The organism is Wolbachia endosymbiont of Wiebesia pumilae (assembly GCF_017869285.1).
Classification (GTDB): domain Bacteria; phylum Pseudomonadota; class Alphaproteobacteria; order Rickettsiales; family Anaplasmataceae; genus Wolbachia; species Wolbachia pipientis.
Genome location: NZ_CP054557.1, coordinates 558,023 through 582,847, shown reverse-complemented (window position 1 = coordinate 582,847; position 24,825 = coordinate 558,023). Strand labels below are relative to the sequence as shown.

The window sequence follows — 24,825 nt, the reverse complement described above, 5'->3', positions numbered from 1 at the left end:
GTTAATTATCGGTAAATAAGGACTTGGTAAACTACGAAGAAATATTCTTGAATAAAATAAAAGATATAAAAGATGAGGGGCGCTACCGTGAATTTACGCACTTTGCGTCATTACCAGGTAGGCTCCCCCACATTATGGACTATGAAAGAAATAGGGAAGTAATAGTCTGGTGCAGTAATAACTATTTGGGGATGTCACAAAATGAGAGTGTAATTGCCGCTATCCAAAATTCATCTGTTGGTGCTGGAGGAACAAGAAATATATCTGGTACAACAAAAGAGGTTGTTGAACTTGAAAAATCCTTAGCTTGTTTGCATAAAAAAGAGGCTGCTTTAACTTTTGCTTGTGGCTACCTCGCTAACCAGACAACACTTAGCACTTTATCGTCTGTTATTCCGGGCGTAGTAATTTTTTCAGACGAGAAGAACCATTCTTCGATGATAGAAGGCATAAAATCAGGAAAAAGGCCAAAACATATATTTAAACACAATGATGTTAATCATCTAGAGCAGCTACTCAAGTCTATAGACAAAAAGACACCAAAAATAATAGCACTTGAATCCGTATATTCAATGGATGGCGATATAGCGCCGCTTGAAGCGATATGTGATCTTGCAGATCAACATAATGCAATTACCTATTTGGATGAGGTGCACGCAGTTGGCATGTATGGTTCACATGGTGGCGGAATTGCAGAAAGAGAAGGTCTGATGGATAGAATAACCGTTATTCAAGGTACACTATCAAAGGCTTTTGGAGTGATGGGTGGGTATATAGCGTCTTCAAAGAGCTTGGTAGATGTAATAAGAAGTTCCGCTCCAGGATTTATTTTTACCACTGCTATGTCGCCTGTTTTAGCAGCGGCAGCAAAGGCAAGCGTTGAGCACCTAAAATCGAGCAACATTGAAAGGGAAAAGCAAAAGCAAGTCGTTGAAAAAGTAAAAAACTCACTGAGAAATGCAGGAATTAACTTCATTCCAACAGAAACTCATATAATTCCAATAATAATTGGCAACTCAGAGTTATCCAAAAAAGCATCAAAATTATTATTTGATGAGTATGGAATATATGTTCAACATATAAATTACCCGACAGTTCCAAGAGGAACTGAGCGTTTCCGTATTACCCCTACACCTTATCATACCGATGAAATGATAGAGCATTTAACAGAATCTCTTGTAAAAGTTTTCGAAAAGTTGTCTATCTCTGTAGCCTGTTTATGCTATAGCTAGTACAGCCCTACGTCATACCGCGATTTATTCGCGGTATCTCAGCATGGATTCCGCTAACAAGTAGCGGAATGACGAGTTTTACGCTTATCAAATTGTAGGTAAACATAAATTACTTTAGCTATAGTTTTATATCTCCAGCAATGATTAGCCCGTTGTCTTCCGTTAGCCTTCCACCGCTTTCTTGCAGAAAAAGTCTACCGAGCAAGGCTTTATATTTGTTAACTCCAGAGTAAATTATTCCACTGTGCCTTCCTGCCGCAAGGTATGCAAAGCCTAAAATTGTTGAACCTATGGAGCGTACATTACTATTGCCAGGCAGCAATTTATTTAACAAATTACCACTTACATCTATTAGACCCCCTTCACGGCTTTTCACTCGCATTTTTACATGACGAGATCTAAAATCCTCAAGAAAAGCACCTTTCTTTTCTTCTGCCCAAAAAGTTTCTCTAAGAGCCGGAGCATCAATTACAGCTGCCACAACTTTATTTTTATGAATGAGACAGACTGATACTGCAAAATAAACCATGCAACTAGAAAAGTTCTCCCTGCCCTCTATAGGCATAATAAACCAGGTATAAGTGTTATCTTTTACTTCTTGATCAGTATCATCTTCAAAAATAAAACCATAGTCTCGTTTGTAGTCGTGCAAGCAATCGTATATGGTTTGCTTGGATTTTGAATAAGTTTTATTAATAAAGTCTGCTGATTTAACATTAGAAATTTGCAATTCATTAAAATCGCGCATAAGCTGCTTGGAAGCATTACGCACAGAATCAAGCATCACATTAATTCGTGGTGATGAGAGGGACATTCTTCCTTTTACTCTTTCACTCTTTCATAATAGCTGTCACCTGGAGTATATACTACAATTTTATCCTCTTCTTTTATAAATTGAGGCACGTTAACGCGCATTCCGTTTTCCAAAATTGCAGGCTTATAAGAAGCAGTAGCAGTTTGTCCTTTAATAACAGACTCTGTTTCTTTCACAGCAAGTGTAACATAATCAGGCACATGCGCAGAAATTATTTTGTCTTGATAAGCTACAACTTTAATTTTCATGTTATCCTGTAAATAAATTTTTTTTTCTCCCAATAAGTCCAAATTTATAGTGATTTGCTCGTAATTACTTGGATGCATAAGATTTACAATGTTTCCTTCAGTGAAAAGGTAAACATATTCCTCTTCATCTAAAATTGCCCTTCTGATTGTTGCATCAGAACGAAATCTTTCATAGTGTTTTGCTCCGGTTTTGATGTTTTTCATTTCGGCTTGTATGTATGCACCACCTTTACCAGGTTGAGTATGCATAATACCTACAACCAAAAATAATCCGCCGTTATGTTCCAATACCTGACCTGGTCTGATATCGTTAGCTCTTTCTGCCATAATTACATTTTCAATTTGATCTTATAATTATAAATAGCTTTATATAAATATCAAAGTCTTTATTAGTCAATAAATTCTGGTATATTTAATACTATATACCTCCCCTTTATATTTATATGTGGAAATATCTCTTTAGTGAAAGACAGCATAATACGTTTTTTTGTGCTGATAACTAAAATTTCTAATATATCCCCTGAGCCGAAATTATACACAGATTTTACATAGCCATATAATTCATTACTTTTCAGCCTTACTTCCATATCTACAAGGTCACTTTGGTAAAATTCATCCTCATCATTTAGCTCTGGTAACTTGCTTCTTTCTATATATAGCTTCTTATTCCTTAAAAGCTCTGCTTCATTACGGGAATTTACTCCGCTTATTGTAGCTATTACTAAATTATCACCTATGACGGATACTGAGTCTATTTTATAATTCTCATCACCACTTATTAGCTTACCATATAAGGAGATATTTTCAGGCTTTTCAGTAAAGGTTTTTACTTTAACAGCTCCTTTAATTCCGTGAGGAGAGGTAATAATTCCTAAGCATACCAGATTGTCGTTCATATTAATGCAAGTATCTAATCAGAAGATTTCTCAGATAAATATTGAGTCAAAATCTCGATGCCTTCATCAATCTCTTTTTCAGTGATAATGAGTGGAGGTAAAATTCTCACAACGTTGTCTGATGTTACCCCAACAGTAAGCAAGCCGCGATGACTTAACTCTTCTGCAAACTTTTGATTGTCTGCTTTCACTTTTATTCCAAGCATTAACCCTTTCCCTCTTACTTCCTCTATTATTGGAAATTTACTTGCTAAGTCTTCTAGTTTATTTTTTAAGTATTTACCTCTAATTTCAACATTTTTCAAAAAGCCGGGGCTGAGCAATTCTTCGAGCACAGCATTACCTACTGAGGTTGCAAGCGGATTGCCACCAAAAGTGGAACCGTGCATACCAACTGCCATATATTTAGCAGCCTTTTCAGTTGCAAGACAAGCCCCCAGCGGAAACCCCCCGCCTATTCCCTTTGCAAGAGCACATATATCAGGTTCCACTCCTATATGTTCGTATGCGAATAATTTTCCTGTCCTACCAGCACCGCATTGTACGCAATCAAAAAATAACAATATGTCATTTTCATCACACAGCCTTCTTAGTTCTTTCATAAAGACTTCATTCATTACTTTGATACCACCTTGCCCTTGTATTGGTTCTATTAATATAACGCCTATACCACTTGAAATTGCTTTCTTTACGCTCTCAATATTGGGCTCGATGTTATCACACCAATCAATGTAGGGATTTAGTAATTCAGAAAATTTCTGTTTATCGTTTGTAGCACAAGTTAAAAAGGTTCTTCCATGAAATGCACCATGAAATGTTAAAATTCTGTGACGATTTTTATTGCCTTTTCCATTTTGATAGATCCTAGCAATCTTAAGTCCACATTCTACTGCCTCTGATCCAGAATTTGAGAAAAATACAGTGTCAGCGAAACTATTGTTTATTAATTTTTCTGCAAAATTATTGGCAGCAGGTATATTATAGGTATTTGATATATGCCATAATTTTTCTCCTTGCAATTTAAGAGCACTAATTAATCGCGAATTAGTGTGACCTAAGCTACTAACGGCTATTCCGGAGTGAAAATCTACGTAGCGCTCACCATCAACATCATATAGGTAGATACCTTTGCCATGAGAAAAATTTATATTAACAGGAGAATAAACTGGCAAAATAGGAGAAATTGTCATAAAATATTATATGCTAAATTTTATTATGAATAACATAAAAACCGTTGTTTCACAATAAGAAGGATATGTATAAGCTAGGTAAATTGATGTTTTCTGCGTTGAAGAAAAACAAATACACAAAAGTTATTGTATTACTCTCATCGATCTTTATGATTTTATTCAGTGTGATATATTGTAATCATTTACTAAGGAGTAATTTCCTTTCTTCTTACCGTGATTCAAGTGTAAACTTAAAAAGCGTACTGGAAAATGGCATAATAAAAAAATACCATTATTTACTAATAGAAAAGCATCACATTAAATACAAAAATTTTGACTACATAAACCAACTAGTAAAACTACGTGCTGAATTATTACAATCAGTGAGCAAAGTAAAGGATTTCAGCTTAATACTGTATGATCAAAACGGCAGAATAATATTCAGTAATTTTAACACTCAAGATTATGATTATGAACAGTTACTTACAAACGATGAAATTGATAAACTATTAAGTAACCAAGAAATATTTTATACTACAGGAAATACATTAACTTCTATTTTCCCTATATTCCATGAAAATAGCGTTAAACCGTCGTTTTTTTTGAAGATTCTTCGAAACTACAATAATTCTTATGTTATAGCATATGGCCTGTTTTTAACATTTTTGGGCCTATTATTAATAATCTTAATATTAATAATGTTCTATTTGCACTTTTCTAATACCCAAATGCTAGCCAAGCAACATAAAACTAACATTGAATTACAGCAGATAAAAGAGACATTAGAGCAAGAAAATGCAAACAAGCTAAAGTTTTTTGCAAGCGTTACACATGAATTACGCACACCTCTTAATGCTATTATTGGATTTGCGGAGTTGATCAAAAATAAAACTTTAGGTTCAATGGATAATTCTCAATACAAGGAGTATGCAGACGATATATATAATGCAGGAACACACTTACTTACCTTAATTAATGATGTGCTCGATTTTTCTAAAGCTGAATCAAGTAGTTTAACAGTAGAAAAAGTGAAGTTTAACCTGAACAAAATAATGGATTCATGCGTAAATATGCTATTACCTAAATTAAAAGAAGCCGGGATTAATTTAAAAAAAGAGATGACTAATAAACAATTATTAGTCATTGCAGATCCCAAGAGAATGAAACAAGTTATAATAAATTTATTATCAAACTCAATCAAGTTTACTCCCAAAGATGGTTTAATAAGAATGGTGATAAAAGAAAATATAGAAAAAAACTTATTAACTATTGAGTTTCATGACAATGGAATAGGAATAATGCAGCAGGATATATATAAAGTTATGTCTGTTTTTGGCCAAGCAGATTCGGGGTATAGAAACGAAGGTACGGGCATCGGATTGCCGCTAAGCAAGAAATTAGTAGAGTTAATGGGTGGAACTTTTGACATTAAAAGTGAAGCAAAACTTGGTACTACGATAACATTGAACTTCTTTTATGAAGAACAAACATGTGAAGATTCGATTGATTTTTAATAGGATCTATTTGATATGGCCTTACATCAGACGAAAACCACACTTTATCAAAAGCGGCAAGCCGAGAAGGTAGGCAGAAATTCATCAATAAGCCCCCATCAAGAATCTTATCTGTTAGCTATATATAAAATTTGATACTCTGACTACAATATACTACTATAGATAGAAGTGTTATTAATGGAGCAAGGTATGGAATTAGCAGTAGGAAATAATGCACCCGATTTTAGCTTACTAACAGATTCTGGTGAAAATTTATCACTGAGTGAATTTTTTGATAAAAAAAATGTAGTTCTTTATTTTTATCCTAAAGACGATACTCCGGGTTGTACAATGGAGGCAAAAGGCTTTAGAGATAAAATAGATGATTTTTCTTTCCTTGACACAGTGATAATTGGTGTATCAAAAGATAGTGTTAAGTGCCACACTAACTTCAAAGCAAAATATTCTCTGCCGTTTTCTTTAGTTTCTGATGAGAATGCTGAAATGTTGGGAAAATATGGTGTTTGGGTAGAGAAAAGTATGTTTGGCAAAAAGTATATGGGAATAGAACGCACTACTTTTTTAATAGATAAAAAAGGTAAAATAGTGAAGATCTGGAAAAATGTAAAAGTTAGTGGACATGTTGATGAGGTTCTGGAAGAAGTAAAGAGAATATAAACTAAAGAATAGGTTAATGGCTACCCATTGCTACATAAAAAAGCTGAAATTACATAATTTTCGTAGCCACTCAAACTTTGAACTGGATTCAGATGATAGCTCAGTTGTAATAACTGGCAAAAACGGTATTGGTAAAACTAATATACTTGAAGCAATCTCGTTGCTTGCTAAAAGCAATGGAATGAAAAAAGCAAAAGCCAGTGAGATACAAAATAGATTCAGTAATGAAGATTGGGTAGTGCACTATGATTTTTTTAATGGAATGGATTTTAATTCAATTGGTATCACAAAGAGTTTTGATAAGAAACTAATACAAATTGATGGAAAAACGCAATCGAGTTATTCATCTTTGTATAAGATATCCAATGTAATATGGCTGATTCCACAAATGGACTATGTTCTTCTCAATTCTCCAAGTGACAGATTAAAATTTTTAGACCGTATAGTCTCACTGTTTGAGGAAAATTACACTTGCTGCTACATGAAACACAGAAAAGCTAAACGTGAGCGAAGTAAACTGTTGAGAGAGAACACCTTGGACGAAAATTGGCTCTCTAGTCTTGAAAACATAATGGCCGTTAATGCAGTTAGTATTTTACGTATGCGATCGTCTGTTTTAAAGACACTACAAGACACAATTGATAACCATTCCAATGAGTTTTTTCCGAAGGCAAGTTTGAAATTCAGCAGCCAGCTAACTTTGGACGATACTGCAGAATATTTTCAGAATCGTCTAAAGGAAAACAGAGAAAAAGATTCATTGACTGGTAGAGTAACCTTTGGTGTGCATAACGATAATTTTCGGGTTTTTTGTCAAAAAAGAAACGTACCAATAAATCTGTGCTCCACTGGAGAACAAAAGTTATTACTGCTTTCTATTATTTTATCCAGTGTAAAAGCAAGGTGTATTCATTACAATAAGGCACCACTTCTTCTACTTGATGATATAATGTCTCATCTGGATAAACATTACAGAAAGGCGTTAATGGAGGAAGTGTTAAGTATTCAATGTCAAACTTGGATAACTGATGTAAATCAAGATAATTTCAATAGCTATCTTTATTCTTTCAAGTTTTTTGAATTATCAAATGAATTAAATGCAAAACTTCCTTGACAAACCTCGCCAGCCCCCTTATCATGATACTGAAGGTATTCAGTTATCTTCATCTGTGCAGATTAAACAGCAAGAAAACAACGTAGTTGGCGTCTTATTTTTAATTTTTTACACTATGTGCACCTTATGTCTTCACAACATTTCTGGGTTTTTACCTATATAAGCTGAAACGCGCTTATAAGTCGTTTAAGACAGTATAGTACGCCGATTTTGCAGGATTAGAGAGTGACAACTAGCTAACACGGGGTTTCTTTTGCCTTTTTTTCTGCTTAGTAAATTTCTTAAACATTCAAACTAAGGTGAGTTGCATTCAAAAGCAGCTAAATTGCAGTGTTTAAACTTAAAAAACGCCAATACTGAAAATAGACAATGACCAGGGCTTCTTTTGCCTTTTTTTTCGTTTGGTAAATTTCTTAAATATTTATGGCTAAACGACAACCGTCATCCCGCTACTTGTTAGCGGCTGAGATACCGCGAATGAATCGCGGTATGACGGTTCGCGGTGACATGACGATAAGCCTTGTCATTCTAGCGCGTGGCGCTGGAATCCAGACTTTAACTGATATGATTACAGAAAGAGAATTTATTAGGTAGTTATAGACACTGAAAGTGGTAAAACTTACCACTTTCAAGTAAAGAAAACTACGTTTACGCCTTCTATAATTTCTATGGATTATTCACTACTGCACCGTTTTGACAAATCACACCTCCTGGTGTTATTTTTGAAACGACTACAGGAGCACCAAAAAACACAGCAGTAAATGCACCGAGTGCAAAAAGCGCTGGCCACGGCATTCTGCCAAATATTGCAAGCAAAGCTGCACCTATTATCACTATCGTGATCATCGGCCCACCTATACCTTGGGTATATTGTACTATTTTGCATATCACTGTTGACGTTTCATCAGCATTTGCATCAAACGCAAAGGAGAGAATTAACGTCACAAGTAGAAGAAAATTTTTTATTACGCCTCCTATAATTTTTACTTTATGCTACTTCACTTTGATTAAATTTAAGTAAATGATACAAGAAGCATCATTTACCTAATACTTTTTAACCACACTTATAAATTCCTGATCCCGCAGGATCCTCTTTTAATGTTTGATTACCAGTACATGTCTCGCACCTACTTGCTGTGCCTGGTGCTATTTTTGAAACGACGGCAGGAGCACCAAAAAACACAGCAGTAAATGCACCGAGTGCAAAAAGTGCTGGCCACGGCATTCTGCCAAATATTGCAAGTAAAGCTGCACCTATTATCACTATTGTGATCATCGGCCCACCTATACCGTGAGTATAACCCATTATTTTGCATATCACTGCTGATGTTGCATCTAGATCAGCACGCGCATCAAACGCAAAGGAGAGAATTAAAGCTACAAGTAGAAGAAAATTTTTCATTACGCCTCCTATAATTTTTACTTTATGCTACTTCACTTTGATTAAATTTAAGTAAATGATACAAGAAGCATCATTTACCTAATACTTTTTAACCACACTTATAAATTCCTGATCCCGCAGGATCCTCTTTTAATGTTTGATTACCAGTACACGTCATGCACTTGCTTGCTGTATCTGGTGCTATTTTTGAAACAACTGCGGGAGCACCAAAAAACACAGCAGTAAATGCACCGAGTGCAAAAAGAGCAGGCCATGGCATTCTGCCAAATATTGCAAGTAAAGCTGCACCTATTATCACTATTGTGATCATCGGCCCACCTATACCGTGAGTATAACCCATTATTTTGCATATCACTGCTGATGTTGCATCTAGATCAGCACGCGCATCAAACGCAAAGGAGAGAATTAAAGCTACAAGTAGAAGAAAATTTTTCATTACGCCTCCGATAATTTCTATTTAACGCTGTATTGTCTATCGCATTGATTAAATTTAAGTAAATGATACAAGAAGTATCATTTACTTAAAATTTCTTTGAGGCTGTGATACCTATTATGTACATTTACCATTAGTCAACGTTTTACCAGTAGGGCAAGCAATCGCACCATTCTGACAAAACGTACCATCTGGTGTTATTTTTGAAACAACTGCAGGAGCACCAAAGAACACGGCAGTAAATGCACCGAGTGCAAAAAGCGCTGGCCACGGCATTCTCCCAAATATCGCAAGCAATGCTGCACCTATTATCACTATCGTAATCATCGGCCCGCCTATACCTTGGGTATATTGTACTATTTTGCATATCACTGTTGACGTTTCATCAGCACGCGCATCAAATGCGAAGGAGAGAATTATAGCCACAAGTAGAAGAAATTTTTTCATTATGCCTCCGATAATTTCTATTTAACGCTGGATTATCTATCATTTTGATTAAATTTGAGTAAATGATGCAGTAAGTACCATTTACTCAATGCTTTTTACTGACAAGTATATTTTCCATCTGCATCAGGTTTCAATGTTTTCCCAGCATCACACGTCTCGCACTTACTTGCTGTAGTTGGTGCTATTTTTGAAACAACGGCAGGAGCACCAAAAAACACAGCAGTAAATGCACCGAGTGCAAAAAGTGCTGGCCACGGCATTCTACCGAATATCGCAAGCAAAGCTGCACCTATTATCACTATCGTAATCATCGGTCCACCTATACCGTGAGTATAGCTCATTATTTTGCATATCACTGCTGACGTTGCATCTAGCTCATTAGTATTTGCATCAAACGCAAAGGAGAGAATTAAAGCCACAAGTAGAAGAAATTTTTTCATTACGCCTCCTATAATTCCTGTTCTATGTTAAATTATCTATCCCTTTGATTAAATTTAAGTAAATGGTGAGGATTTTTTGCTTAAAAGTATCCTTTATTTCATTTAGAATACTTTTCTTGGTTCGTTTATATTACATGCTACAGAAATTTTACGGTATTGTTTATTGTCTTTATCGTGCTTTGATTGACACAATTTATAATGATGGAGTGGAGCATGCAGGGTATCTATCATTTTTAATTCTGTTATCAATATTTCCTTTTCTCATCGTTTTAATGGCTGTGGCATCAACATTCGCAAATTTCTTAGACCAGTATAACATTGGCTGGGTATTTATCATTGATAACATGCCACAGGATATTTTGGCATCTTTGATGCCGCGTATCAGAGAGATAATATCAGGCCCGCCGCAAAGCTTACTAACTTTAGCAATTGTAGGTGCTGTTTGGACCGCTTCATCGACAATTGAAGGGCTTAGAACAATACTCAATAAGGCCTATAAAGTTCCGGTTTCGCCGCCTTATATATTAAGAAGAGTACTAAGTATATTACAATTTTTAGTAATCACGCTTATTATAACTCTAACTATAGTGTTTTCTACACTAGTACCAATGCTAATTGATTTTTCCTATCAGGGACTAAGTTATACTAGGTATTTACTTATTGAATTTGTACTTTTCACAGTAGTCTCTTGGCTATATTTTATGTTACCAAACATAAAACAAAATTTATCAGACGTATTTCCTGGATCTTGTGTAGCTGTTATTCTTTGGACGATTTCTGCTTCAGCTTTTAAGCAATACTTAAAAGCTTCCTTTGACCAACTGGATTTGATATATGGAAGTTTAGGTGGTGTGGTAGTGTCATTACTATTTTTTTATATGCTAAGTTTGATTTTTATATATGGAGCAAAATTCAATTTTCAGCTAAAATATTTCAATGGATCTCGCTAAGGAGAAAGAAATGGGTAAGTTAGAAGGTAAAGTAGCTTTAATCACCGGAGCTTCAGGTGGAGTAGGCTCTGCTGTTGCAAAAAGGTTTATAAGAGAAGGTGCATGTGTGATTCTGATTTCAAGATCTCTTGATAATCTCAAGCCACTATATAATGAAATTGAAGAGCTTGAAGAATTTAAAGAAGGCTCTGTGAAACTAATTCAGCTTGATCTTTTAGACTTTGAGAATGTAAAGATACTGACAAACATGATAGAAAGCCTGAAATTATCAGAATCTGGAGCACTTGATATATTAGTTGCGTGTGCTGGAATTTTAGGCAAACTGAACCCCATTCATGACTGTGAGATTGAAGAGCTACAGAACGTAATGAATACAAATTTTACTGCCAATTGGTACTTACTAAAAAACTTAGATCCAATGCTAAAAAAGTCTAATGCTGGAAGAGCGATATTCATGACCTCAGAAGTGACACTTTCTCCTTCCTCTTATCCATATTGGATGCCGTATGCTGCAAGTAAAGTTGCACTAGAAATAATGGTGCAGATATATGCATCTGAGACAAAACATACAAAATTATGTGTAAATGCTGTATACACGGAAGGACCTGTGGGTAGTGAGCAGGCATTTCCTGGATCTGAATTGGTGTCACCTGATAAACTAACAGATAAATTTGTGGAATTAGCTTCTGAAGACTGCAGCATATCAGGAAAAATCTTACCGCTCAGCAAATCTCCCGAATAAATTACCATAGTATCTGCAAAGATACCGTTAAGCCCACAATTGTATGAACATTGTGATTTGAGAGTAATCTCCACTAGGAAGGATGTCATCCCAGTGCCTCTATGGTGTCATTCCAGTCTGGAATCTAGTCTTTATTATGCAGCCACTTATTTAAAGTTAAGTTTTCTGGATCCCAGACTGGGATGACACCTCTGGGCACTGCCGTCATAAAGGAACCAGTGTCAGCTACTTGAATGACATCATTTGCTGTGCAATTTACCTTCAAAAATGAATGTTTGTACAGCTGTGTGTCAAGCACTGGAATCTGCCACGCAAATTGCAATGTTCGTACAGTTATGCGTCAAGCCTAAAAGTAATTAGCTAATAGGTTTAATAAAAATTCACATATACAGGAAAGATTGGTAACATTACTTGAATAGAGACCGTTATTGTAATTATGCCGAAACGCACAGATATAGAATCTATATTAGTAATAGGAGCAGGCCCAATAGTTATAGGTCAGGCATGCGAGTTTGATTATTCCGGAACGCAAAGCTGTAAAGTATTAAAAAGCGAAGGTTATAAAGTCATTTTGGTTAACTCCAACCCCGCAACTATAATGACAGATCCTGAGTTTTCTGATGCGACGTATATTGAGCCGGTACTGCCTGAAATCATAGAGAAAATTATAATTAAGGAGAGGCCAGACGCAATATTGCCAACAATGGGCGGGCAAACAGCGCTCAATTGTGCAATAAAACTTGCAGATGATGGAGTGTTAGACAAATACAACGTAGAATTAATAGGGGTAAATAGAGAAGCAATAAAAAAAGCAGAGGATAGAGAGTTATTCCGTCAGTCCATGGATAGAATAGGACTGAAATACCCCAAAAGTATCATTATAAAAAATCAAGAACAAATAAAAAAGGCTTTGGATTACATTGGATTACCAGCAATCATCCGCTCGTCATTCACCCTTGGTGGTGCAGGTAGCGGCATAGCATATAATAAAGAGGAGTTTTTCAATATCGCAGAAAGTGCTCTCAAAATTTCGCCAATAAATGAAGTTCAGATAGATGAATCAATTATCGGCTGGAAAGAATATGAAATGGAAGTTATCCGCGATTGTAAAGATAACTGCATAATAGTCTGTTCGATAGAAAATGTTGATCCGATGGGAGTGCACACTGGGGATAGCATAACTGTTGCTCCTGCTTTGACTCTGCGTGACGTAGAATACCAACAGATGAGAAATGCATCTATAGCAGTGCTGAGAGAAATTGATGTTAGTGCCGGTGGTGCAAATGTTCAATTTGCAGTGAATCCTAAAGAAGATGGAAGCCTCGTTGTGATTGAGATGAATCCAAGGGTTTCTCGCTCTTCTGCACTTGCTTCGAAAGCAACAGGCTATCCTATTGCAAAAGTTGTAACTAAACTTGCTATTGGCTATTCGCTCGACGAAATACGTAACGACTGTGCTCCAATAATACCAGCAGCATTCGAACCAGTGATTGATTATATCGTCACTAAAATTCCTCGATTTGAGTTTGAGAAATTTAAGGGGACGAATTGTGAATTATCAACCTCCATGAAATCAGTGGGAGAAGTGATGTCTATAGGCCGCACTTTTAATGAGTCACTACAGAAAGCTTTCCGTTCACTTGAAACTGATTTTACAGGACTTGATGAAGTATTTCCTGAGAACATTGATATTGATCACATAAAATCTCAATTAGCAAAATTGCTACCAAACAGATTACTGATTGCTGCTGACGCAATGCGCCACGGAATTAGCATAGAAGAAATAAATTCGATTACAGGATATGACTTATGGTTTCTGCAAAATATACAGCAAATTATATTAACTGAACAAAAAATCAAGGAAAATGGATTTCCTGGAACTGCGTACGAAATGTTAGAGCTGAAAAAAATGGGATTTTCAGATGCAAGATTAGCAAAGTTAAGTAATAGACCTACCTCTGTCATTCCAGTACCCTCTAATGTCATCCCAGTGCGTGACACTGGGATCCAGCCAGCGTTACACGCTGGAGATCGAGTAAAACAAATCGAAGAAATAAGAAAAAAATTTGGCATTAAACAAGTTTATAAACGCGTAGACACCTGTGCAGCTGAATTTGAATCGAGCACTGCTTATATGTATGGCTGCTATGAGGGTGATGTTGAAAATAAAACGGAATGTGAGGCGAATATTTCTGACCGAGAAAAGGTTGTCATTTTAGGAAGTGGTCCAAATCGCATTGGTCAAGGTATTGAGTTTGATTATGCATGCGTACATGCAGCTTCTGCCGCCAAAGAAATGGGGTATGAAACAATAATGATCAACTGTAATCCCGAAACTGTCTCAACTGACTACGATACCGCTGATCGTTTATATTTTGCACCACTCATTGCAGAGGATGTGCTTGAAATACTAAGTAAAGAGCAAGAAAATGGCACACTGGTTGGTGTAATAGTTCAAATAGGCGGTCAAACACCTTTAAAGTTAGCCAAAGTGCTTAACGAGAGAGGTTTCAAAATTCTGGGAACTTCGTTTGATTCTATTGACCTTGCAGAAGATCGCATGAGGTTTAAAAACCTTGCTTTGCAACTTAATTTAAAACAACCTGAAAATTCTATCTGCCATTCAGTAGAAGAAGCGTTAACCAACGCAGAAAAGGTGGGGTTTCCACTAGTAGTCAGGCCATCATATGTCCTCGGCGGTCAGTCTATGTCGATTAGACACGATACTCAGAGCTTTAAAGAGTACGTCTTAGATCAAACTAAAATCTTTGAGCATGGTTCGCTGCTTCTTGATAAATTTTTAGTCAATGCAGTTGAGGTTGACGTTGATGCTGTATGTGATGGGGAAAAAGTTTTCATTGCAGCGGTCATGGAGCATATTGAAGAAGCTGGTATCCACTCTGGTGATTCAACATGCTCAATACCGACAAATACATTGAGTGACGAAGTAATAAAAGAGATCGAGCTCCAAACTGAGAGAATAGCATTAGCATTAAAAGTGAAAGGTCTGATAAACATTCAGTTTGCTGTTCAAGAGAATAGACCTCTTGCAGAACCTGTTTGTGATGAGAAATCTTTAGGAAAAGTGCAGATGAGCACCACAGAATACTCGAATGTATTTGAGGAGCGCAGACAAGCTTTGACGACAAAATTGCCTTCAGAAATCGAGTTATGCAAGAGGTCTAGTGATGTATACATACTTGAAGTGAATTTAAGGGCTAGTCGAACCGTTCCTTTTATTTCCAAGGTAATCAATATTCCTATTGCAAAGCTTGCCACTCAGGTTATTTTGGGTAAAAAATTGAATCAGGAAAACAAGCCTTTCAATCATTTTGCAGTTAAAGCTGCTGTTTTTCCATTTACCCGCTTTGCAGGAGTTGATACTTTACTTGGTCCTGAAATGAAATCAACAGGAGAAGTGATGGGAATTGATTCATCATTTGAAGCTGCACTTGCAAAAACGCACATGGCTGCAGGATACAAGTTACCAACAGAAGGAACAGCTCTGGTTTCAGTAAAAGATGATGATAAAAAGTATATATTGCCAGTTGCACGAATGTTGAAAGAACTGAGTTTTGAAATATATGCCACCAAAGGCACAGCTTCGTATCTGAACAATAACGGCATTGCTGCACAAGCTGTAAATAAAGTAAGAGAAGGCAGACCCCACATAGTTGATATGCTCAAAGATGGAAAAATAAATCTAGTGATTAATACTTCAAAAGGTGTAAAGTCAGTCTCAGACAGCAAAGATATCAGGAGAACTGCTATTTTGCAAAATATAGCTTACAGCACCACAGCTTCCGGAAGTAAAGCGTTAGTGCTTGCAATTCAATATGTAAAGAATAGCAAACTGGAAGTGAAATCATTACAGCAGATACAAAACGTTTAAATATCAAAACTAGAATAATTCACTCTCAAAATGCTAAAGAGAACATAATAAAAAGATGGAAATTTTGAAGGAAATAGTATACCTAAAGAATCAACTAGCGTAATTGAACAGCCAAATGCTGCAACGAATGCTCCACAATCTCACCTAGAGGACACTTCCCTTATATGTTAAGAACAAGTCTTTATAAATATCAAAGTAGTGAGATTAAAGACACACAGAGAAGAGGAATCGTCACGCCCCTTGATTATAAGAATCGTTGTTCAGCAAGGTTCTCTTCTCTGGTTTATTATACTGAAAGTTCCGAACAACTGATTGAGCTTTTAGGCTCGTATATAAGGCTGGAAAATGCAGTATATGTTATTATTACGGAGGAATTATGAATTCATCAAACATTATTGCTGGCATTGATGTTAGCAAAAGTAAATTAGATCTCCACATTCACCCACTTGAGCATTATAAAATATTTGAAAACAATGTACAATCCATTGATGAAATGCTGGACTTTTTACGTTTGCATAATGTAACCAAAATTGGTCTTGAGGCAACTGGTGGATACGAAAAATTATGTGCCTATACTTTACTAAGCAATGGTTTTGAGGTGTACGTCATTCAACCAAGGTGGGAGAGACTATGCTAAAAGCCTTGGTATTACTACAAAAACTGATAAAATAGACTGCAGTATCATCTCACGTTATATTAATAATACAGATATGCGTGTTACTCCTTTAACAGTTAGTAATGGTAATATTGATTGCTTGAAACAAAAATTATCTCGTAGAAACCAACTTGTAGAAATAGCAAAAATACAAAAAACCCAAATCCAACAGGTAACTGATACATCTATAATCAAACAAATAGAGGAACTTCTTGCAATTTTACGTAATCAAATTAAAACTTTAGAAGATGAAATGATTACATTTATCGATCAAAACCAAGAGCTTAAAAGAAAATATATATCAATAACTATATAGTAGCGGGATGACGGTTTTTCAAATTATCGGTAAATCTAAGTCAGTTTAGCTATAGGCAGCAATTTTCTGTATTTATTTTAAATTGAAGAAAGCTCAAATGAAAGATCGTGTTTTGCTAAAAATCACAGAATGCAGTCTGGTTACTATTTAAAAGGATATGTTCAAAAAACTGTGTCAAATCAACTCATACACTTCATTACCAACTTCATGATGAAGTTCCGCAGTTGGATGGAAATAATCAAAAAAGAAATAATCCTTTAGAGCCTGTCTTGAAAAGAAATGAGAAAGAGAATATGATGAGATAAGTAAAAAATAGTAGGTAAAAATGTATCCAAGTGATATAAGTGACAAAGAATGGGAAATTTTGGAGCCAAGTGTTGCACAAGGTGCAGTAGGACGGCCAAGAAAGCACAATATTAGAACAATTATTAATGCAATAAGATACATAATGAAAGGTGGTTGCCAGTGGAGAATGCTGCCAAAAGATTTTCCGCCATGGAAAACGGTGTATGATTATTTTCTCAGGTGGCGTAATAGTGGCAAATTGGAAGAAATACACGATATGTTAGTAAAAAAGGTAAGAAAAATGGTTGGCAAAAATGAAATACCTTCGGTAGGAATAATTGACAGTCAATCAGTGAAAACCACTCAAAAAGGGGATCCAGAGGATATGATGCTGGCAAGAAAATAAAGGGTAGAAAACGTCACATCATTGTGGATACAATAGGCCTAATTATTACAGCTGATGTTCATAGTGCAGGCATTCAAGATCGTGATGGTGCTCTAAATCTTTTTACTCAAGCTAAACGAAAAGCTTCAACGCTACAAAGGTTTCTCGCTGATCAGGGATATATTGGTAAATTGCAAAATTACTGTTTATTGAAAACAGGATGTTTATTGACGATTACTAAAAAAGCAGCTGATGCTGTAGGATTTCAAGTTATTCCTAAACGGTGGATTGTTGAAAGAACTTTTGCTTGGCTTTCCAATTTTAGACGTATGAGCAAGGATTATGAGCATTCTCCTCTTACTTCAAAAACTAATATCTCCTTTAATATGATTACTATTATGCTTGCTAAATTAGCTGCTTAGTTCCTTTCAAGACAGGTTCTTAGTGTTTCTTTGCTACACCCAGGGTTATAGTGAACGTCAAGTTCCCCTTTAAATATCAACTTTAAGAGTATTTTTATATTTTCTTTAAATCTCCCAACTTGGTCTGCAATGTTCGATGTGCATGCATCTTGACAATTTAAACCTTTGCTCTTGTATTCGCTAAACATACTTCTCATTTTAGAACCTGTCTTGAAAGGAACTAAGCAGCTAATTTAGCAAGCATAATAGTAATCATATTAAAGGAGATATTAGTTTTTGAAGTAAGAGGAGAATGCTCATAATCCTTGCTCATACGTCTAAAATTGGAAAGCCAAGCAAAAGTTCTTTCAACAATCCACCGTTTAGGAATAACTTGAAATCCTACAGCATCAGCTGCTTTTTTAGTAATCGTCAATAAACATCCTGTTTTCAATAAACAGTAATTTTGCAATTTACCAATATATCCCTGATCAGCGAGAAACCTTTGTAGCGTTGAAGCTTTTCGTTTAGCTTGAGTAAAAAGATTTAGAGCACCATCACGATCTTGAATGCCTGCACTATGAACATCAGCTGTAATAATTAGGCCTATTGTATCCACAATGATGTGACGTTTTCTACCCTTTATTTTCTTGCCAGCATCATATCCTCTGGATCCCCTTTTTGAGTGGTTTTCACTGATTGACTGTCAATTATTCCTACCGAAGGTATTTCATTTTTGCCAACCATTTTTCTTACCTTTTTTACTAACATATCGTGTATTTCTTCCAATTTGCCACTATTACGCCACCTGAGAAAATAATCATACACCGTTTTCCATGGCGGAAAATCTTTTGGCAGCATTCTCCACTGGCAACCACCTTTCATTATGTATCTTATTGCATTAATAATTGTTCTAATATTGTGCTTTCTTGGCCGTCCTACTGCACCTTGTGCAACACTTGGCTCCAAAATTTCCCATTCTTTGTCACTTATATCACTTGGATACATTTTTACCTACTATTTTTTACTTATCTCATCATATTCTCTTTCTCATTTCTTTTCAAGACAGGCTCTTAGAGTTAAGATCAAATGCTTTTATTTCAAGATTTGTACTTTTCTTCATATAACCTAAGCCTTTAGCCAGTTTTGCATTGAAACTCTCCGTGAGCTTTGTAGCTAGTTCCCTTGCTTCTTCATCTCTATTAAAAGCTGGTATTGAGCCAACTTCAGGTGCATTTGCAACAACTACATGCTTAACACCATGTTCATTTAGAACCTTAAGTGCATTACATATTTCACTCACTGCTTGTTCCAACACTTCTTCCGCTTTAGTATCGTCATAAGCAGTGGCAACCATAACATCATTTCCGCCGATTATGATGCAAAATAAATCTTCTTTACCTATATCTGGATGATGTTTAATTACCGCATCTAGCTGGTTAGCTAAACGAAATTTATTGAAGAAATAAGAAAAAATAGGGTCAAAAATTTCAGATGCTGTTGCATATGAAACTGCGTAATTCTGACCTTGCTGTTCGTGGCATCTCCCAAAAAATGAATAACTCCACCCAGGTTTAAATTCATCTAAATCTAAATATTTTGCTATATATTCAACAGCAGTAGGGCCATTGCTAAAAGATCTTCCTTGATAAAAAGGATCATCAAATTTTACGCTTTTTGCAAAGGATAAATTATTTAAAATTCCAATGATTGCGCCATTATCGGATAAGCTATCACCCAGAACATAAAAATTTCTATACTTTGAATTAGAATTGTCATTTTTGTTTGTCATAATATTTACCGTAGATTAGCATGTTGTTTCATTAGATTCATAGAAAAAGAAAAATAGCGGTGAAATTATACAACTTTGGCCTAACTTGCTCTCCACTTTTTCCGGGCAAAATCAGCTTCTTCTTAACTTGACACGTATACTTAAAAGAACCCTCTAAGTTTTCTAGCACGGCTTGGATGTTTCAACTTGCGCAGTGCTTTTGCCTCTATTTGCCTAATTCTCTCACGTGTTACATTAAAAATTTTTCCTACTTCTTCTAAGGTATGTTCCTTCCCATCTTTACCAAGGCCAAAACGCATTCTTAAAATTCTTTCTTCCTTTGGTGTTAAAGTTGCAAGAACATTGGTTGTAATGCCACGCAAGTCAGCAAGTATTGCAGCATCCTCTGGCCTGGAGACTCGCTTGTCTTCTATACAATCACCAAAGGTACTACTATCATCTTTTCCTGTTGGAGCTTCAAGACTTACTGGATCCCTTGCTATTTTCATAACTTTGCGTATTCTTTCCAGTGGCATTGTCAGTTCTACACTCAATTCCTCTAACGTCGGCTCTCTTCCCATCTCATGAGTCATCTTTCTTAATGCTCTGTTGATTTTACTGATAATTTCCACCATATGAACTGGTATTCTAACTACTTTAGACTGCTCAGGTATTGCTCTAGTGATTGATTGTCTTACCCACCAAGTGCCATAAGTTGAAAATTTATATCCACGTTTGTAATCAAACTTATCCACGGCCTTCATAAGACCAATATTGCCTTCTTGTACCAAATCAAGCAGATCAAGGCCTCTTTTTGAATACTTCTTAGCAATGGAAACTACTAGCCTTAAGTTAGCCTTAATCATTTCTTGCTTTGCTTCAGAGACTTCTCGTTCGTGTTTTTGTATTCTCTTGATTAGCTCCTTAAATTCTTGTACGTTATCTTCCTGTATATGCTGCTTAATACCGTTCAAGGTACTAGCTATATGTTCAGAGTTATCGTCTATAAACCTTAAAAATTTGTTTTTTAATTCACCTGTAAAAGAGGACTGATTTTCATTGATCTTTAAAAGACTTATCTTTTTCAATTCGTGCTTTAAAAGCACGTCATCATAAACTTTATAGAAACTTTCTCTATCGATATCGTATTTTCTAGCCTCAGCAATAAGATTAGCCTCTTCAAGCGTAATGGATCTATTTATCTTATAAAGTTCTTGTGTAATTCTGGCAACAGCAGCATCACTTAACTTAATTTGTAATGCTATAGACCATATTTGATTATACAAATTTTCTAGCTCATTAGAGAAATTTTTAGAATTTTTTCTTAATATCAACGCTTCATTTGTTAAAGTAATTATCTCATCCAATGCAACTATGACCTTTGGCAATAAGTCACTTTCCATTTCAAGAATAGAAACATTTAAATTGACTGAACTTATATCTTCATTATTACCGTCTTTCTCATCATCACTTTTTTTACTATCTTTCTCATCATCACTACAGTACTCAGCATCTTCAGAAACATCCTCAGAATCCTCAACATCTTCAGCACTTTCTTCACTCTCTTCACTTTCTTCTTTGGGTACCACATTAAAATCAGAGTTATAAATTGCATCCAGATCTATAATTTCTCTCAGTAAGAGAGCTCCATTACTTAAATCATCACGCCATACTTTTATCACCTTTAATGTTACTGATGTTTCAATTATTGCACGTAACATGTTATGCTTTTCAGATTCAATTTTTTTTGCTATCTCGATTTCATCTGCCCTTGATAAAAGCTTTACGGAGCTCATGTCTTGTAAATAAATCCTCACTGGATCATCATTTTGTACTAAAGTTGCAGTAACATTTGGCGATGTGTCATCATCATCAAGTTTACTATCATCACTGTTGGAAGGAATATCTTCTTCATCTTCGCTACTTTCAAGCACATTAATTCCGGAATCCTGCAATAAAGATATAGCATCATCTATAAAGTCAGACGAAAAATTTTCATCTGATAATTTATCATTTATATCATCAAAGGTGATAAAACCACCCTTTTTTATACTCTTAGTTACCAGATCTTTGATAATTTTTTTCTTATCTTCTGCATCATTAATAGTTGACATCATTACCTTTATAGTTTATAATTTTATTTCTTATTAACAAACAAACTTACAACGAGCAAGTCTATAATTTTACTTTTAACTTGTGGCTATTTGTTACTTCATATAGTTTAAGATACTGTTAATTTATGTACACTTGTCTTAATCAATTGTTCCATACTTTTCTTCCATTTTTACTGCTATGGATAATCCAACTGAAAATGTTGCAATTCCAACCACTATAGCAGTAAGCATTAAAACATGGGGTATAGGATTGCTATATGAATAAAAATTTGAAACCAATATAGGAGGCAAGGAACTTTTTATATATCCTAGAGATATGTAAAATAACAAAACAGATGCTTGGAAGACGCTTACCCCTATCATTTTCTTGATTAAATTTTTATCGTTTATAATAATATATAAACCTAGCACCATTAATACAATAATAATCGTATAATTATATAAAGTCATTGTTTTTTCCTACGAGCAAAATTTATATATATAATTAACATAGAGGAGCAGACAGTAAATGCTACACCTAATTCCACCAAAAAAATACCTAATTTTTGACCGGTTCTATTATTGGTTAACAAGATATCATAAGATAAAAAATTTTGGCCAAGTAAAGTTGTTGCAACGCCCGTTCCTCCATAAATTAAAATACCTAACACGTTAGTCAATCTAATCACAGAATAAGGTATTGCTTTTAGAGTTGTAGATACACCAAATAGCATTGAATATAATATTATCCCGGAGGCAATAATTATTCCTGCTTGAAAACCTCCACCCGGAGTGTAATCACCGTGAAATTGTATGTATAAACCAAATAAAATGATAAAAGGTATCATCAAAAATGTTACTGCATTTAATATCGGATCTTTAATCATTTTCTTTTTCTTCTTTTAATATCAACGTTATACAAAGCGCAGCAGTAAAAACTACTATAGTTTCTCCAAACGTGTCATAACCACGAAAACTTGCCAAAATAGCTGTCACTATATTAGGAATACCGGTAGCTTTTTCGGTATTTTCCACATAATAAGGAGCAACATGCAAGTGGATCGGAGCATTGTGGCTGCCAAAATCTGGCAATTGAATCATAAAATATGACAAACATACAGCCAGAAATAACATAAAAAAAAGCGTTATAGGGTTATGAGATAGATTTACTTTATGATTCTTTATCAAGGAGAGTGCTGCAAACGTAAAAACTGTACTGAGCCCCGCACCAACAGAAGCTTCAGTAATTGCAACATCAGGTGCATTCATAATTAAGTATATAAGCGCAATCAGTGAACTAAATACACACATTAGAACAGCACTTACGACTAAATGTCGCGAGAAAACTATAAAAACCGTAACTGTTAGTAACAACAAAAGTAACACTACATTTAATATTTCTAACACCTTAGCCTTCTTTAACAGTTTTTTTCTTAACTTTATAATGAGTGCGCGCTAAAATATAGCTATTAGTTGAGTTAGCTACCCATATTATAAAAATTAATAATACTATTTTAACAGTATTGATTGAAAATCCATTCTGCAAAGCAAAACCAATTAACAATAACGTTGCACTGCTAGAATCTGTAATACCTGCTGCATGTAACCTAGTATAGAAATCAGGAAATCTGATCACCCCTATATTTGAAATAATTATCAAACAAATACCTAAAAATATGAAAATGGATCCTATCATAAATTATCAAAACAACATTAATCTCATTAGTGCTATAGTTGATATAAAGCTAACGCTAGCATACAACAATGCTATATCAATTAAAAAAAAATTATTCAGAATGATTGATATTGCTGTTATAAGTACAACTACTTGCGTTGAGAAATTATTGAACGCTAAAACCTTATTGTACACATCATTTGACTTAGACACTATGCAACACAACATTACACTCATACAGAACAACAGTGTATAGATAGCAATGCAAACCATTTAAAGACTATGTAACTTCAGTAGATTTCTAAACGGATACTTCTTCATCGCCATCTTGATCATTTATTTCATCATCCACTTCATAATCTTGGCTTTCTTGACTTACATCAAGATCTGTGTTATCAGAAAAATTTAATAAATTCGCTAGCTTACTTGTATTACTGCTGTAAACATTATTCATATTTCCTTTCATGTATTCCTTGCATCTACCTACCAAAAGGCTAAACAGCTCATGAGTATCCACCTGTTTTCCTGCTATTTCATGTAAGGAAACTATGGTATTTTTATGACCTTTAAACTTAGCTGCTTGAATTGGATTACTTGCCCCTGTATTTAAATCATGTGTTCTTTGACTTGCCAACAGAACCAATTTGAAACGGTTACTTACCCGTTCTATACACTTTTCTACAATAGACTCAGCCATAAGATACTACCTTAATAAATTTTATACTATATCACAAAAAACAAGTTGTCAACTTTGTATCTATTGCGATTCAACTTCATGTTTTACTTTTTCTGCCTCAGATTTTATTTCTTGGCTTTCTGTCATCGTGATTGTTATCTCATGATCAAGTTTTTTTAGAAATCCTAACAATCGCTCTAAAGAAAAACCATCTATTTTACCATTTTTAATTTGCGATACCTTTGGCTGATCAATACCAAGTTTCTCAGCTGCAAAAGCCTGAGTCCAAGCATTTTTTTCTATAATTTTATTTATTATATAAAGCAACTTTGTTTTTATTCCTGCACTGTCTAAGTTATTTAACGATATTATTTCCATAATTCTTACACTCACATATCAATTAACTTTATTAAATATTATAACATAATATTTAATATACCAAGATATTAATATCATGTAACTTGTCAATAATTATATGATATCAATATTTAAAACTTTAAGTTGATTATATATTAATATTTTTATCAAATTTCTAGTAATTTTAAATTACCATTTTACCATCAGTCTATCTGAAAAAACCATTTATAGAAAGAACAAGCTAAGATTACAAAGCTTGAA

31 protein-coding genes and 1 pseudogene are annotated in these 24,825 nt (G+C 34.9%); 11 read left to right on the top strand and 21 right to left on the bottom strand.

Translation table 11 applies throughout. The annotated features are described in order from the left end of the window. Window positions 1–23: 23 nt before the first annotated feature. Complete coding sequence (hemA, locus tag HUB92_RS03045) at window positions 24–1,232, top strand: 5-aminolevulinate synthase (RefSeq protein WP_209473281.1); 1,209 nt, start codon at window positions 24–26, stop codon at window positions 1,230–1,232. A gap of 118 nt (window positions 1,233–1,350) precedes the next feature. Here hemA and HUB92_RS03040 read toward each other — a convergent pair whose 3' ends face one another. The 4 genes from HUB92_RS03040 to HUB92_RS03025 all read right to left on the bottom strand — a co-directional run bounded on the left by HUB92_RS03040 (window position 1,351) and on the right by HUB92_RS03025 (window position 4,380). After that, the gene (locus HUB92_RS03040; RefSeq protein ID WP_006279720.1) at window positions 1,351–2,046 is read right to left on the bottom strand and encodes an inositol monophosphatase family protein; all 696 of its coding nucleotides are present in this window, start codon (window positions 2,044–2,046) and stop codon (window positions 1,351–1,353) included. Window positions 2,047–2,054: 8 nt separating this feature from the next. Then, on the bottom strand, window positions 2,055–2,621 hold the full coding sequence (gene efp, locus HUB92_RS03035; RefSeq protein WP_006279719.1) for an elongation factor P: 567 nt from the start codon (window positions 2,619–2,621) through the stop codon (window positions 2,055–2,057). 62 nt (window positions 2,622–2,683) lie between these two features. Next, entirely contained in the window at window positions 2,684–3,190 is a 507-nt protein-coding gene (gene rimM / locus HUB92_RS03030; protein ID WP_006279718.1) for a ribosome maturation factor RimM, read from the bottom strand. 14 nt (window positions 3,191–3,204) lie between these two features. After that, window positions 3,205–4,380: an aspartate aminotransferase family protein gene (locus HUB92_RS03025; protein ID WP_065094478.1), complete on the bottom strand. Its 1,176-nt coding sequence runs from the start codon at window positions 4,378–4,380 to the stop codon at window positions 3,205–3,207. Between the two features lie 65 nt (window positions 4,381–4,445). Here HUB92_RS03025 and HUB92_RS03020 point away from each other — a divergent pair, with 65 nt between their 5' ends. The 3 genes from HUB92_RS03020 (at window position 4,446) to recF (ending at window position 7,644) form a co-directional block, all read left to right on the top strand. After that, window positions 4,446–5,873, top strand: coding sequence for a sensor histidine kinase (locus tag HUB92_RS03020; protein ID WP_209473279.1), 1,428 nt, complete (start codon window positions 4,446–4,448; stop codon window positions 5,871–5,873). A gap of 189 nt (window positions 5,874–6,062) precedes the next feature. After that, window positions 6,063–6,530 carry a thioredoxin-dependent thiol peroxidase gene (gene bcp, locus HUB92_RS03015; RefSeq protein ID WP_209473278.1) on the top strand — a complete coding sequence of 156 codons (468 nt, stop codon included), beginning with the start codon at window positions 6,063–6,065 and terminating at the stop codon, window positions 6,528–6,530. 16 nt (window positions 6,531–6,546) lie between these two features. Further along, entirely contained in the window at window positions 6,547–7,644 is a 1,098-nt protein-coding gene (gene recF / locus HUB92_RS03010) for a DNA replication/repair protein RecF (RefSeq protein WP_209473276.1), read from the top strand. Window positions 7,645–8,310: 666 nt separating this feature from the next. Here the strand turns inward: recF and HUB92_RS03005 are convergent. The 5 genes from HUB92_RS03005 to HUB92_RS02985 all read right to left on the bottom strand — a co-directional run bounded on the left by HUB92_RS03005 (window position 8,311) and on the right by HUB92_RS02985 (window position 10,366). Beyond that, a complete protein-coding gene (locus HUB92_RS03005) occupies window positions 8,311–8,610 on the bottom strand; it encodes a TrbC/VirB2 family protein (protein ID WP_209473357.1) in 300 nt (99 codons plus the stop codon). An 88-nt stretch (window positions 8,611–8,698) separates the two neighbouring features. Continuing rightward, window positions 8,699–9,046: a TrbC/VirB2 family protein gene (locus tag HUB92_RS03000; RefSeq protein ID WP_209473274.1), complete on the bottom strand. Its 348-nt coding sequence runs from the start codon at window positions 9,044–9,046 to the stop codon at window positions 8,699–8,701. 88 nt (window positions 9,047–9,134) lie between these two features. Continuing rightward, window positions 9,135–9,482 carry a TrbC/VirB2 family protein gene (locus tag HUB92_RS02995; protein ID WP_209473272.1) on the bottom strand — a complete coding sequence of 116 codons (348 nt, stop codon included), beginning with the start codon at window positions 9,480–9,482 and terminating at the stop codon, window positions 9,135–9,137. A 114-nt stretch (window positions 9,483–9,596) separates the two neighbouring features. Beyond that, a complete protein-coding gene (locus HUB92_RS02990; protein WP_209473270.1) occupies window positions 9,597–9,926 on the bottom strand; it encodes a TrbC/VirB2 family protein in 330 nt (109 codons plus the stop codon). Between the two features lie 95 nt (window positions 9,927–10,021). Next, on the bottom strand, window positions 10,022–10,366 hold the full coding sequence (locus HUB92_RS02985) for a TrbC/VirB2 family protein (protein ID WP_209473268.1): 345 nt from the start codon (window positions 10,364–10,366) through the stop codon (window positions 10,022–10,024). Between the two features lie 134 nt (window positions 10,367–10,500). On the opposite strand from HUB92_RS02985, the gene HUB92_RS02980 reads away from it, so the two are divergent. Next, on the top strand, window positions 10,501–11,316 hold the full coding sequence (locus tag HUB92_RS02980; protein ID WP_209473266.1) for a YihY/virulence factor BrkB family protein: 816 nt from the start codon (window positions 10,501–10,503) through the stop codon (window positions 11,314–11,316). After that, complete coding sequence (locus tag HUB92_RS02975; protein ID WP_012673418.1) at window positions 11,303–12,058, top strand: SDR family oxidoreductase; 756 nt, start codon at window positions 11,303–11,305, stop codon at window positions 12,056–12,058. The genes HUB92_RS02980 and HUB92_RS02975 overlap by 14 nt, the downstream gene beginning before the upstream one ends. A 124-nt stretch (window positions 12,059–12,182) precedes the next feature. Here the strand turns inward: HUB92_RS02975 and HUB92_RS02970 are convergent, their stop codons facing one another. Continuing rightward, window positions 12,183–12,356 (bottom strand): hypothetical protein, encoded by a 174-nt coding sequence (locus HUB92_RS02970; protein ID WP_167471214.1) that lies wholly within the window; start codon window positions 12,354–12,356, stop codon window positions 12,183–12,185. A gap of 138 nt (window positions 12,357–12,494) precedes the next feature. Here HUB92_RS02970 and carB point away from each other — a divergent pair, with 138 nt between their 5' ends. The 3 genes and pseudogenes from carB to HUB92_RS07250 all read left to right on the top strand — a co-directional run. After that, on the top strand, window positions 12,495–15,950 hold the full coding sequence (gene carB, locus HUB92_RS02965; RefSeq protein WP_209473264.1) for a carbamoyl-phosphate synthase large subunit: 3,456 nt from the start codon (window positions 12,495–12,497) through the stop codon (window positions 15,948–15,950). Window positions 15,951–16,114: 164 nt separating this feature from the next. After that, on the top strand, window positions 16,115–16,330 hold the full coding sequence (locus tag HUB92_RS02960) for a hypothetical protein (RefSeq protein ID WP_080717592.1): 216 nt from the start codon (window positions 16,115–16,117) through the stop codon (window positions 16,328–16,330). Continuing rightward, window positions 16,327–16,915: pseudogene (locus HUB92_RS07250) on the top strand (IS110 family transposase); the annotation flags it as partial. The gene HUB92_RS02960 and the pseudogene HUB92_RS07250, both read left to right, overlap by 4 nt. A gap of 180 nt (window positions 16,916–17,095) precedes the next feature. Here the strand turns inward: HUB92_RS07250 and HUB92_RS02950 are convergent. Next, window positions 17,096–17,272, bottom strand: coding sequence for a GDSL family lipase (locus HUB92_RS02950; RefSeq protein WP_209473409.1), 177 nt, complete (start codon window positions 17,270–17,272; stop codon window positions 17,096–17,098). On the opposite strand from HUB92_RS02950, the gene HUB92_RS02945 reads away from it, so the two are divergent. After that, window positions 17,247–18,013, top strand: a protein-coding gene (locus tag HUB92_RS02945; protein WP_410543339.1) for an IS5 family transposase whose coding sequence is annotated in 2 segments (ribosomal slippage) — window positions 17,247–17,574 and window positions 17,574–18,013 — 768 coding nt in all. Because the reading frame shifts where the segments join, the coding sequence is not laid out codon by codon here. The two genes, HUB92_RS02950 and HUB92_RS02945, sit on opposite strands and share 26 nt — an antisense overlap. Before the next feature lie 220 nt (window positions 18,014–18,233). Here HUB92_RS02945 and HUB92_RS02940 read toward each other — a convergent pair. Next, window positions 18,234–19,000 (bottom strand): IS5 family transposase gene (locus HUB92_RS02940; protein ID WP_410543339.1). Its coding sequence is split into 2 segments (ribosomal slippage): window positions 18,234–18,673 and window positions 18,673–19,000, totalling 768 coding nucleotides; the frame shifts between segments, so codons are not numbered across the junction. Here HUB92_RS02940 and HUB92_RS02935 point away from each other — a divergent pair. Then, the gene (locus tag HUB92_RS02935; RefSeq protein WP_209473262.1) at window positions 18,975–19,124 is read left to right on the top strand and encodes a hypothetical protein; all 150 of its coding nucleotides are present in this window, start codon (window positions 18,975–18,977) and stop codon (window positions 19,122–19,124) included. The genes HUB92_RS02940 and HUB92_RS02935 overlap by 26 nt on opposite strands. On the opposite strand, the gene HUB92_RS02930 is transcribed toward HUB92_RS02935, so the two are convergent. The 9 genes from HUB92_RS02930 to HUB92_RS02890 form a co-directional block, all read right to left on the bottom strand. Continuing rightward, complete coding sequence (locus HUB92_RS02930; protein WP_244663113.1) at window positions 19,053–19,784, bottom strand: SGNH/GDSL hydrolase family protein; 732 nt, start codon at window positions 19,782–19,784, stop codon at window positions 19,053–19,055. The genes HUB92_RS02935 and HUB92_RS02930 overlap by 72 nt on opposite strands. A gap of 140 nt (window positions 19,785–19,924) precedes the next feature. Then, window positions 19,925–21,877 carry an RNA polymerase sigma factor RpoD gene (gene rpoD / locus HUB92_RS02925; protein ID WP_209473260.1) on the bottom strand — a complete coding sequence of 651 codons (1,953 nt, stop codon included), beginning with the start codon at window positions 21,875–21,877 and terminating at the stop codon, window positions 19,925–19,927. A gap of 138 nt (window positions 21,878–22,015) precedes the next feature. Next, window positions 22,016–22,327 (bottom strand): cation:proton antiporter subunit C, encoded by a 312-nt coding sequence (locus HUB92_RS02920; RefSeq protein WP_006279706.1) that lies wholly within the window; start codon window positions 22,325–22,327, stop codon window positions 22,016–22,018. After that, complete coding sequence (locus HUB92_RS02915; RefSeq protein ID WP_006279705.1) at window positions 22,324–22,743, bottom strand: Na(+)/H(+) antiporter subunit B; 420 nt, start codon at window positions 22,741–22,743, stop codon at window positions 22,324–22,326. The genes HUB92_RS02920 and HUB92_RS02915 overlap by 4 nt, the downstream gene beginning before the upstream one ends. After that, the gene (locus tag HUB92_RS02910) at window positions 22,736–23,263 is read right to left on the bottom strand and encodes a DUF4040 domain-containing protein (RefSeq protein WP_015589497.1); all 528 of its coding nucleotides are present in this window, start codon (window positions 23,261–23,263) and stop codon (window positions 22,736–22,738) included. Before HUB92_RS02910 ends, HUB92_RS02915 begins: the two co-directional genes overlap by 8 nt. A gap of 1 nt (window position 23,264) precedes the next feature. Further along, window positions 23,265–23,552, bottom strand: coding sequence for a monovalent cation/H(+) antiporter subunit G (gene mnhG, locus HUB92_RS02905; RefSeq protein ID WP_209473258.1), 288 nt, complete (start codon window positions 23,550–23,552; stop codon window positions 23,265–23,267). A 6-nt stretch (window positions 23,553–23,558) separates the two neighbouring features. Continuing rightward, on the bottom strand, window positions 23,559–23,804 hold the full coding sequence (locus HUB92_RS02900) for a monovalent cation/H+ antiporter complex subunit F (protein WP_209473256.1): 246 nt from the start codon (window positions 23,802–23,804) through the stop codon (window positions 23,559–23,561). A 28-nt stretch (window positions 23,805–23,832) separates the two neighbouring features. Then, on the bottom strand, window positions 23,833–24,228 hold the full coding sequence (rpoZ, locus tag HUB92_RS02895; RefSeq protein ID WP_209473254.1) for a DNA-directed RNA polymerase subunit omega: 396 nt from the start codon (window positions 24,226–24,228) through the stop codon (window positions 23,833–23,835). Between the two features lie 60 nt (window positions 24,229–24,288). After that, on the bottom strand, window positions 24,289–24,585 hold the full coding sequence (locus HUB92_RS02890) for a helix-turn-helix domain-containing protein (protein ID WP_010081926.1): 297 nt from the start codon (window positions 24,583–24,585) through the stop codon (window positions 24,289–24,291). Between the last annotated feature and the right edge of the window lie 240 nt (window positions 24,586–24,825).